At 68.1% G+C, this 9,692-nt stretch carries 10 protein-coding genes and 1 pseudogene; 8 read left to right on the forward strand and 3 right to left on the reverse strand.

The features are described 5' to 3' along the window. From CSW58_RS03235 to CSW58_RS03255, 5 genes and pseudogenes are all read left to right on the forward strand, one after another. A partial coding sequence (locus CSW58_RS03235) for a carboxyl transferase domain-containing protein (RefSeq protein ID WP_304441624.1) occupies window positions 1–847 on the forward strand: 847 nt, incomplete at its 5' end. 2 nt (window positions 848–849) lie between these two features. Continuing rightward, window positions 850–1,392 carry a GNAT family N-acetyltransferase gene (locus CSW58_RS03240; RefSeq protein WP_099446284.1) on the forward strand — a complete coding sequence of 181 codons (543 nt, stop codon included), beginning with the start codon at window positions 850–852 and terminating at the stop codon, window positions 1,390–1,392. Beyond that, entirely contained in the window at window positions 1,389–2,228 is an 840-nt protein-coding gene (locus tag CSW58_RS03245; RefSeq protein WP_099446285.1) for an enoyl-CoA hydratase-related protein, read from the forward strand. Before CSW58_RS03240 ends, CSW58_RS03245 begins: the two co-directional genes overlap by 4 nt. Window positions 2,229–2,266: 38 nt before the next feature. Continuing rightward, on the forward strand, window positions 2,267–3,568 hold the full coding sequence (locus CSW58_RS03250) for a DUF3667 domain-containing protein (RefSeq protein ID WP_099446286.1): 1,302 nt from the start codon (window positions 2,267–2,269) through the stop codon (window positions 3,566–3,568). A 9-nt stretch (window positions 3,569–3,577) separates the two neighbouring features. Further along, window positions 3,578–5,537, forward strand: a pseudogene (locus CSW58_RS03255) (biotin carboxylase N-terminal domain-containing protein). A gap of 24 nt (window positions 5,538–5,561) precedes the next feature. On the opposite strand, the gene CSW58_RS03260 reads toward CSW58_RS03255, so the two are convergent. Continuing rightward, window positions 5,562–6,584 carry a cation:proton antiporter gene (locus CSW58_RS03260; RefSeq protein WP_201721554.1) on the reverse strand — a complete coding sequence of 341 codons (1,023 nt, stop codon included), beginning with the start codon at window positions 6,582–6,584 and terminating at the stop codon, window positions 5,562–5,564. Beyond that, on the reverse strand, window positions 6,566–6,730 hold the full coding sequence (locus tag CSW58_RS14260; RefSeq protein ID WP_201721555.1) for a hypothetical protein: 165 nt from the start codon (window positions 6,728–6,730) through the stop codon (window positions 6,566–6,568). The genes CSW58_RS03260 and CSW58_RS14260 overlap by 19 nt, the downstream gene beginning before the upstream one ends. Window positions 6,731–6,947: 217 nt before the next feature. Between CSW58_RS14260 and CSW58_RS03265 the strand changes: the two genes are divergently transcribed. Further along, the gene (locus CSW58_RS03265) at window positions 6,948–7,346 is read left to right on the forward strand and encodes a DUF1489 family protein (protein ID WP_099446287.1); all 399 of its coding nucleotides are present in this window, start codon (window positions 6,948–6,950) and stop codon (window positions 7,344–7,346) included. Window positions 7,347–7,349: 3 nt separating this feature from the next. Here the strand turns inward: CSW58_RS03265 and panC are convergent, their stop codons facing one another. Next, window positions 7,350–8,207: a pantoate--beta-alanine ligase gene (gene panC / locus CSW58_RS03270; RefSeq protein ID WP_099446288.1), complete on the reverse strand. Its 858-nt coding sequence runs from the start codon at window positions 8,205–8,207 to the stop codon at window positions 7,350–7,352. Window positions 8,208–8,388: 181 nt separating this feature from the next. Here panC and CSW58_RS03275 point away from each other — a divergent pair, with 181 nt between their 5' ends. Both CSW58_RS03275 and CSW58_RS03280 read left to right on the forward strand, forming a co-directional pair. Beyond that, entirely contained in the window at window positions 8,389–9,225 is an 837-nt protein-coding gene (locus CSW58_RS03275; RefSeq protein ID WP_099446289.1) for a division plane positioning ATPase MipZ, read from the forward strand. A 23-nt stretch (window positions 9,226–9,248) separates the two neighbouring features. Then, window positions 9,249–9,587: a molecular chaperone DnaJ gene (locus CSW58_RS03280; protein WP_369825063.1), complete on the forward strand. Its 339-nt coding sequence runs from the start codon at window positions 9,249–9,251 to the stop codon at window positions 9,585–9,587. The last annotated feature ends 105 nt before the right edge of the window (window positions 9,588–9,692 follow it).

A 9,692-nucleotide genomic window follows, 5' to 3' on the forward strand; every position in this document is an offset into this window, starting at 1 on the left:
TAATGACGACGAGCATGCGCTGGAGATCGTCCGCTCGATCGTCGCCAATCTCAACACCACCAAGCCGGCGCAGCTGGTGATCGCCGATTCCAAGCCGCCGCTGTTCGACGCCGAAGAACTGTACGGCATCGTGCCCAGCGATGTGCGCGCCCCCTACGACGTGCGCGAGGTCATCGCCCGCATCGTCGATGACAGCCAGTTCGACGAGTTCAAGGCGCTGTACGGCACGACCCTGGTCTGCGGCTTCGCCCGTATCTGGGGCATGCCGGTGGCGATCCTGGCCAATAACGGGGTGCTGTTCTCCGAGAGCGCCGTCAAGGGCGCGCACTTCATAGAACTCGCCTGCAAGCGCAAGATTCCGCTGGTGTTTTTGCAGAACATCTCGGGCTTCATGGTCGGCGGCAAGTACGAGGCCGGCGGCATCGCCAAGGACGGCGCCAAGCTGGTCACGGCGGTCGCCTGCGCCGAGGTGCCCAAGTTCACCGTGCTGATCGGCGGCAGCTTCGGGGCGGGGAACTACGGCATGTGCGGGCGCGCCTATAGTCCGCGGTTCCTGTTCACCTGGCCCAACGCCCGGATCTCGGTGATGGGCGGCGAGCAGGCCGCCAGCGTGCTGGCCACGGTGCACCGCGACGCCGCCAAGTGGACCGAGGCCGAGGCCGAGGCCTTCAAGGCCCCGATCCGCCAGAAGTACGAGGACGAGGGCAATCCCTATCACGCCACCGCGCGGCTTTGGGACGACGGGATCATTGACCCAGCCCAAACCCGGGACGTTCTGGGTCTGGCGATCTCGGCTTCGCTGAACGCGCCGATTCCGGAGACGACGTTCGGCGTCTTCCGGATGTAGCCGTGTTGACCTCGCCGCATCCTCGTCTGCTGCCCTGGACCGAGGCGCTGCTCCCGGCCTGGGAGGCGCTTAACCGCGATCCGCTGGTCGCCCAGTGGCTGGGCGGCGCGATGGACGACGCGCGGAGCCGCGCGACGTTTGACCGCGTCGTCTCGGGCCTGGCGGACAACGGCTGGGGCGTCTGGGCGGTGTTGGATGAGGCGGGCGAGGCCGTGGGCGCGGCGGGACTGCATCGGCTGGACGGCGAATTTGGCGTCGAGGGCGTCGAGGCGATCTGGCGGCTGAGGACGGGCGCCGTGGGGCGCGGCCTTGTCTCCGGCGTCATGCCTTCACTCCTCGCCGATGGTTTCTCTCGTCTGCCCATTGATGAGATCGTGGCCTTTACGGCCCGTTCGAACGTCCGCTCCCAGGCGGTTATGCAGCGCTTGGGCTTTTCGCGCGACGCGGGCCGGGATTTCGATCATCCGGGCCTCGCGCTCGACCACCCGCTGCGACCGCATGTGATGTATTGCTTAGCCAGATCTCAGGAAGGCCAAGACCGATGACCAACCCTATCGCCGATCCGATCGTCGAAGTTCCCGACACCGACGCCATGAGCCCGCTGGTTCACCTGGAAAGCACGCCCTCGGGCGCGGTGACCGTGTGGATCAACCGTCCGGAGAAGAAGAACGCCTTCGACGGCCCGACCATCGCCGCGCTGCGCGAGGCCTTTGAGACCCTGCACGGGGCCGAAGGCGTGCGGATCGTGTTCCTGCGCGGCGTCGGCGGCGTGTTCAGCGCCGGCGCCGACCTGGACTGGATGGCCTCGGCCGTCGAGTGGAGCGAGGACGACAACCGCGACGACGCCCTGGGCCTGGCCCATATGCTCAAGGCCCTGCACGACGTTCCGGCCCTGACCGTGGCCCTGGTCGAAGGTCCCGCTTTCGGCGGCGGGGCCGGTCTGGTCGCCGCCTGCGATCACGCCCTGGCCACGGCCGACGCCACGTTCAGCTTCTCGGAAGTGAAGCTGGGCCTGACCCCGGCCACCATCAGCCCCTATGTCATCGCCGCCCTGGGTCCGCGCACCACCAAGCTGCTGTTCGCCACCGGCCGGCTGTTCGACGCCGACGCGGCCTGGAGCTACGGCCTGGTCGACGAGGTGTTCGATGACGCCGCCAGCCTCGAGGCGGCCCGCGACGCCCTGGTCGAGGAGGTGATCCTCTGCGCCCCGGGCGCGATCGGCGACGCCAAGGCGCTGGTCAACGACTTCGCGGACCAGAAGATCGACAAGGGCCTGATCGAGGAAAGCGCCAAGCGCATCGCGCGGCGGCGTATTTCGGATGAGGGCCAAGAAGGCGTGCGCGCCTTCCTGGCCCGTCGTAAACCGGCCTGGTCGCTCTAGGCGCGATTCACGACACGGATGACGGGGCTGGGGGCGGTATGACGGGTGAACTCGAGGCGGCGGCGGCGGACTCCTTTACGGATGTCTTCCGACCGAAAAAGAAGAAGCCGTTCGACCGGCAGGGCCAGCCTTGCGCCAACTGCGGCGCGACCCTGGAAGGTTGGTACTGCCATGCCTGCGGCCAGAACGCCGACACCCATCACCGCACGATCCTGCACCTGATCTGGGAAGCCATCGAGGGGATGTTCCACCTCGATGGCCGCCTGGCCAAGACCCTGCCGCTGCTGTTCTTTAAGCCCGGCGTCCTGGCCAAGGACTATATGGAAGGGCGCATCGCGCGGCACGTGCCGCCGTTCCGCACCTTCCTGGTCGCCCTGCTGCTGTTCATCTTCGCCGCTGAACACGCCATCCACCAGATCAAGCATCACCAAGAAGTTGAGGCCGAGCATCGCGCCGCCGAGCTGGCGACCCCGGAGGGGCGAGCCAAGGAAGCCGGTAAACGGCGCGCCGAGGCGGTCGAGGTGCGTGACGAGTCCTTGAAAGAGGCCGCGAGCGATCGCGACGAGGCGCTGAAGGATCCCGACCAGGATAAGGCCAAGGTCGCCGCCAGCTATGCCGAGGCTGTCCAGAATGTTCAGGACCGTTATGCGGAGAAGATCGCCAGGGCCGACGCTATCGAAAAGGACCCCAAGGTCGCGCAGGAGCTCGCGCACAAGCTGACGGGCAAGGCGGCCGCCGACCAGATCCGCAGCCTGTCGATTGAGGAGGGGCCCGACGCCTTGGGAGCCAAGGCCCAGGCCATCGCGGAAGAAAGCCCCCACGGCAGGCCCGTAACCAGGCCCGCGCCGACCACGTCCGAGACCAAGGCGCGGTCCAACAACACCATCCATTTCCAAAGCTCGGTGGTCAGCGGCAACTGGCTCAAGGAGCGCACGGCCAAGGCCGTGGAAAATCCGGACTACTACCTGCTGGTGATGTTCGGCTGGGCGCACCGCCTGGCGGTTCTGTTGCTGCCGATCATGGGGCTGAGCCTGGCGCTGGTCTATGTGAACAAGCGCCAGTACTTCATCTATGACCACCTGCTGGTGGCCACCAACCTGCTGTCGTTCGCGTTCCTGACCAACGCCGTCGGCATGGTGCTGCCCACGCCCTTGGTCGCGCCCTGGTTCGTGCTGTTGGCGTTCTGGACGCCTATCAACCTCTTCCAGACCCTGCGGGGCGGTTACGGCTCCAGCATTTTTGGCGCGCTGCTCAAGACCTTTATCGTCTGGTTCATGAGCGTCACGGCCTTCGCGATCCTGGTGGTCGGCCTGATGATTTTCACCCTTTCCCAAATGTAGGCCCAGCCGTTGATCTCTTCCGTCCTCATCGCCAATCGCGGCGAAATCGCCCGCCGGATCATCCGCACCGCCCGTGAGTTGGGCGTGCGGACCATCGCGGTCTATTCGCAGGCCGACGCCGAGGCCCCGTTCGTGATGGAGGCCGACGTGGCGATCCTGATCGGCCCGGCCCCGGCGCGGGAGAGCTATCTGGTCCCGGAAAAGATCCTCGCCGCGGCCAGGCAGACCGGGGCCGAGGCGATCCATCCCGGCTATGGCTTCCTGTCGGAGAACGCCGACTTCGCCCAGGCGGTGATCGATGCGGGCCTGGTCTGGATCGGCCCGCCGCCGTCGGCGATCCGCGCCATGGGCCTGAAGGACGCCGCCAAGAAGCTGATGATCGCGGCCGGCGTGCCGACCACGCCGGGCTATCTGGGCGAAGATCAGTCGGTCGAGCGGCTCAGCCTCGAGGCCGGCAAGATCGGCTATCCGGTGCTGATCAAGGCCGTGGCCGGCGGCGGCGGCAAGGGCATGCGCAAGGTGCTGGCGGCGGCCGATTTCGCCGAGGCCCTGGCCTCGTGCCAGCGCGAGGCGGCCGCCAGCTTCGGCGACCAGCATGTGCTGCTGGAGAAATACGTCACCCGGCCGCGCCATATCGAGGTGCAGGTGTTCGGCGACAGCTTCGGCGAGGTCGTCCACCTGTTCGAACGTGACTGCTCGCTGCAGCGCCGCCACCAGAAGGTCATCGAGGAGGCCCCGGCCCCGGGGATGGACGCGGCCACCCGCCCGCGGTCTGCGACGCGGCGGTCAAGGCGGCCCGGGCCGTGAACTATGTCGGGGCCGGCACGGTGGAGTTCATCGCCGACGCCAGCGACGGCCTGCGCGCCGACCGTATCTGGTTCATGGAGATGAACACCCGTCTGCAGGTCGAGCATCCGGTCACCGAGATGGTCACCGGCCAGGACCTGGTCGAGTGGCAGCTGCGCGTCGCCTCGGGCGAGCCCCTGCCGCTGGAACAGGACGAGATCACCCTGGACGGCTGGGCCATGGAGGCCCGGCTCTATGCCGAGAACCCGACCAACGGCTTCCTGCCTCGACCGGCAAGCTGACTCATTTCCGCCTGCCCGAGGGCGATGTCCGGGTCGACAGCGCGGTGGAGGAGGGCGGCGAGGTGACGCCCTTCTATGATCCGATGATCGCCAAGCTGATCGCCCACGGGGTCGACCGCGAGGACGCCGCCGCCCGCCTGGCCGAGGCCTGCGCCCTGGTCGAGGTCTGGCCGGTCAAGACCAACGCCGCGTTCCTGGCCCAGTGCGCCAGCCATCCGGACTTCGTCGAGGGCCGGATCGACACCGGCTTCATCGAGGCGCGGCTGGACGACCTGACCGCGCGGTCGTTTTCCGACGCGCCGGCCCTTGCGGCCATCGGTCATCGCCTTGAGGCCTTCATGGAGGCTGACCGTCCGGGCGCCGACGCCTGGGAAAGCGCGCCCTCACGCCTGCTGGGCTTCCGGATGAACGCGTCTAGGGCCCCCATGGTCCTGCCGTTCAGCGTTGACGGCAAGGCCATGCCTTTGCGGGTCGCCCTGGCCGGCGGGGCCGGCGACGACTGGTCGTGGGACATCACGGTCGAGGACGGACGGGCGCTGGATGATGTCGATGTTCTGCCCGGCGTGTTCGGCGACGGTCCAATCTACGCCTTCGAGGGCGGCGATGTTCAGGTGTTCGACTTCGCCTATCAGGGCGGCGGGGCCCATTCGGCGGTCTCGGACGGGGCGGTGATCTCGCCGATGCCGGGCAAGATCGTCTCGGTGGCGGTCGCGGCCGGGCAGTCGGTGGTCAAGGGCCAGACCCTGCTCACCCTGGAAGCCATGAAGATGGAGCACGCCCTGGCCGCGCCGTTCGACGGGGTGGTGGCCGAGCTTTCGGCCGTGGCCGGCGGCCAGGTCAGCGAGGGCGTGGTGCTGGCGCGGCTGGAGCCGGCCGCCTAGGGCGAACCGGCTCGGCCGCTTCCGCTACTGGGTCTTGGACACCAGCCCGGCCAGCTTCTTCAGCTTCGGCGTGACGGTCGGGATGGTCAGCATGGTGCTCCCCACCGCCATCAGCAGCAGGGCTGTGAAGGTGGTGTTGGTGATGATCTGCTTGTCCAGCAGGATGTTGGCGAAGATGATCATGATCAGGGCTTTGGTCTGCAGCAGCCAGCCGATGACCGAGGCCTCGCCCTTTTCCCACTTCAGGATCCGGCCGGCCAGGTGAACGCCGGCCAGCTTGCCGGTGACCGAGGCGACGAGCAGCAGGCCCGCCGCGCCGAACACCGCAAGGCCGCCGACGTCCCATTGGGTCCGCAGGCCGGTGCTGAGGAAGAACACCGGCATCACGGCCAGCAGGATGTGGTTGCGGAAGGCGTCCATCTGCTTGCGGTCGAACCAGTCGGACTCCAGCACCGCGCCGGACAGGAAAGCCCCGACCATGTAGTGCAGGCCGGCCCAGTCGGCCGCGAAGCCGCAGGCCGCCAGCCAGATCAGACCGACATACCAACGGTCCTTCTCGGGAAGGCGGACCATGAGTTTGCGGATCGCATAGGCGGCCAGGCCGAAGGCGACCAGGAAGCCCGCCTGCCGCCCGACGCGCTCCCAGTCCAGCAGGATCAGGGCCAGCACGCCCCAGATGGCCACGTCGTCGAGGCTGGCATAGCGCAGGATCCGCTGGCCCAGCGGCTGGCGCAGGATCTCCAGTTTTTCCATGAACAGGACGAGGATCGGCAGGGCGGTGACGGCGCAGGCCATGCCGATGCCCAGCACCACCTGCCAGGGCGCGCCCTTGGCGCCGGCCCAGCCGCCAAACCGCAGCATGACCAGGGCGGCGGCGCTACCGAACAGCAGGGGCACGACCAGGGCCAATCCGGAGGTGACGCCGGTTTCCCGCCTCAGCGACCAGGCCTGTTTGAGATCCAGTTCGATCCCGGCCACCCAGACGAAGATCATCACCGCCCACCAGGCGACGCCGTTCAGGGCGGCGATCACCGGCTTGCTGAACACGAAGGCGTAATAGTCGGGAACAGGTGACCCAGCACGCCGGGGCCCAGGATGATGCCGCCGATGATCTGAACCACCACCAGCGGTGCGTAATATTCGGTCCTGAACAGCCGCCAGACCAGATAGGGCGCGGCGAAGATGATCAGCATCGCGATCAGGAAAACTTCGGACGTATTCATCGCCGTCGTCATGAATTCCCCCCGGTCGCGCGCCGCTTTTCGCGATCACGGCTTCACCCTGGCCAATTCGATAGCATCGGTCGAAGTGCGCTGGCAACGCCGTTTGATAACGTTGTCATGGCGCTCGTCCCGCAGCGGACGAAAGGTGGCTTCCCCGATCGGGCCGGGCCGCGCTATCACCCGCGCCATGGCGTTACACATCATCAAGCTGGTCGTCGGCTGCGACACGATCGACGACCTTTTGGCCTGGCACCGGACCGGGGAGCCTTGGGTGATGCACACCCGCATGACCCCCAAGCGCGTGGATGAGGTGCTGGACGGCGGGTCGCTCTATCGGGTGATCAAGGGGCAGGTTGTGTGCCGTCAGACCATCCTGGCCATCGACACGGTGGGCGAGGGCGCGGCCAAGCGCTGCGAGGTGACCGTCGATCCGCCGATCATCCGCGTGGCCCCCCAGCCGCGCCGCCCCTTCCAGGGCTGGCGCTATCTGACGCCCGCGGACGCGCCGCCCGACCTGACCGAGAGCGAAAGCGCCGAGATGCCGGCGGACCTGGCCCGTCAGCTGCGCGAACTGGGGGCCTGGTAAGGGCTAAACAGCCCGGTTGTCGATCAGCCGGGTCTTGCCCAGCCAGGCGGCGACCAGGATCCGGGCCGTGGCGGGGTCTATCGCGCCAGGGCCCAGTCGCGACAGGTCGCCGGCCTCGCGCACGTCCAGATAGTCGATCGGGCCAAAGCCGGCGGCGGTCAGGGCGGCCTTGCCGGCCGCCTCGGCCGCGTCGACCCGGCCGCCCGCCGCGATGGCGTTGGCGACAGCCTCGAGGGCGCGGGGCAGGGCGACGGCGGCCTGGCGCTCGGCGGCGCTGAGATAGGCGTTGCGCGACGACAGGGCCAGGCCGTCCTCGGCCCGCTGAGTGGGCGCGCCGACGATCTGCACCGGCAGATCCAGGTCGCGGACCAGGCGCTTGATCACCTGCAGCTGCTGGTAGTCCTTCTCGCCGAACACAGCGACATCCGGCTGGGCCTGGATCAGCAGCTTGGCGACCACGGTGGCGACCCCGCTGAAGAACTGCGGCCGCGCCCCGCCTTCCAGCGGTTCGGACACGCCCGAGACGCTGATCGTGGTGGAAAAGCCCGGGGCGTACATCTCGCCGGCGTCGGGCGCGTACATCAGGTCGCAGCCGGCCGAGGCCAGCAGGTCGGCGTCACGGCCTTCGCCGCGGGGATAGGCGTCGAAATCCTCGTGCGGCGCGAACTGCTTGGGATTGACGAAGACGCTGGCCGCCACGCGGTCGGCCCGCGCCCGGCCCAGCCGGATCAGCGACAGGTGGCCCTCGTGCAGGGCGCCCATGGTCGGGACCAGGGCCACGGTCTGACCGGCCGCCTTCCAGGCCCGAACCTGGGCGCGGAGGTCGGCGACGGTGCGGACGATGGGCAGGGTCGTGGCCATGGCGAAATCCCGACAAAACAGGGGTTGGCTTATGGCCGAGGGGACCGGCGGCGTCCACCTGCGACAATGGGTCCACAGCTGAAGGGCCTCAGGATTGACGCGGACCCGACCCAAGGGGTCTCCTGCGTGTTAATCTTTCGGTGAGGTTTGCCGAGTCGCGGCGGAAATAGGGAAGATGACCATGGCCGAATCTCGGGTGATCGTCGTCGGCAACGAGAAGGGCGGGGCGGGCAAGTCGACCATCGCCGTGCATCTCGCCACCGCGCTGCTGTACGGCGGCGCCAAGGTGGCGCTGATGGACCTCGATCTGCGCCAGTGCACCTCGATGCGGTTCTTCGAGAATCGCAAGGCCTGGCTGGCCGGCAACAAGGTTACCTTGCCCGAGCTGACCATGATGCGGCTGAGCGAGGACGACATCGCCCTGGCGGCGGCCGGCGAGGCCCAACAGGTCCAGCGGTTCGAGGCGGCCTTCCAGGCGGCGCGCGACAGCGCGGACTTCGTGCTGATCGACACGCCCGGCGGCGACACCGCGATCTCGCGGATGGCCCATGGGCTGGCGGACCTGATCGTCACGCCGATGAATGACAGCTTCGTCGACTTCGACATGCTGGGTCACATCGATCCGGTGACCATGGAGCTGACCAAGCCGAGCCTCTATTCGCAGACGGTCTGGGAAGCTCGCAAGGCGCGCGCCCTCAGCGGCCAGCGCCAGGCCTTGGACTGGGTGGTGCTGCGCAATCGCCTGGCCACCACCGAGGCGCGCAACCGCAAGCGCATCGAGGACCGGCTGACGGCCCTGTCCAAGCGGGTCGGATTCCGCATGGGCCCGGGTCTGCGCGACCGGGTGATCTATCGCGAACTGTTCCCGTTCGGCCTGACCATCGCCGACCTGTCGACCCAGGTTCGCCCGGTGCCGGTGTCGCTGCAGCATCTGGCCGCGCGCCAGGAACTGCGCGCCCTGATGCATTCCCTTGGTCTTTCGGCCTATTCCGGGGAAACTCTGCTCGCCGCCCAATAGTCGGGCGGCGCGAGAGGCGCTTGATGCTCTATCTTCTGATCGGCGGCGCGGTCCTGCTGCTCGTGGTCTCCGGACGCGGGCAGGGGTTCCTGAAGCGCGACGGCTGGCGCATCGGGGCCGGGGCCCTGTCGATCGCCGCTTTTGCCGGCGCGGCCTTCACCGGCGTGCGCGGGGCCTGGGGCACAAGTGTCGTGCTGGTGGTGCTGGGGGTGTGGAGCGCGACGGTCGCCCGCCAGCGCCCGATGATCGGCAAGCCGGGCCCGGCCCAGGCGGCCGAGACCTCCCTGATCGAGGCCCGCTCGATTCTTGGGGTCGGCCCAAGGCCAGCCGCGAGGAAATCCAGGCCGCCCACGCTCGGCTGATCCGCATGGCCCATCCCGACAAGGGCGGTACGGCGGGGCTGGCGGCCCAGCTCAACGCGGCCCGCGATCGGTTGCTGAGCGGCAAATAGGTCGTCTTGAACGATG

Source organism: Caulobacter sp. B11 (genome assembly GCF_002737765.1).
GTDB lineage: Bacteria > Pseudomonadota > Alphaproteobacteria > Caulobacterales > Caulobacteraceae > Caulobacter.

Coding starts and splice junctions, on each gene's coding strand:
- CSW58_RS03245 (WP_099446285.1), top strand. CDS start 1,389: ATGACCAACCCTATCGCCGATCCGATCGTCGAAGTTCCCGACACCGAC.
- CSW58_RS03250 (WP_099446286.1), top strand. CDS start 2,267: ATGACGGGTGAACTCGAGGCGGCGGCGGCGGACTCCTTTACGGATGTC.
- CSW58_RS14260 (WP_201721555.1), bottom strand. CDS start 6,730: ATGCTGATCATCTTCGCCGCGCCCTATCTGGTCTGGCGGCTGTTCAGG.
- CSW58_RS03265 (WP_099446287.1), top strand. CDS start 6,948: ATGGCGTTACACATCATCAAGCTGGTCGTCGGCTGCGACACGATCGAC.
- panC (WP_099446288.1), bottom strand. CDS start 8,207: ATGGCCACGACCCTGCCCATCGTCCGCACCGTCGCCGACCTCCGCGCC.
- CSW58_RS03275 (WP_099446289.1), top strand. CDS start 8,389: ATGGCCGAATCTCGGGTGATCGTCGTCGGCAACGAGAAGGGCGGGGCG.
- CSW58_RS03280 (WP_369825063.1), top strand. CDS start 9,249: ATGCTCTATCTTCTGATCGGCGGCGCGGTCCTGCTGCTCGTGGTCTCC.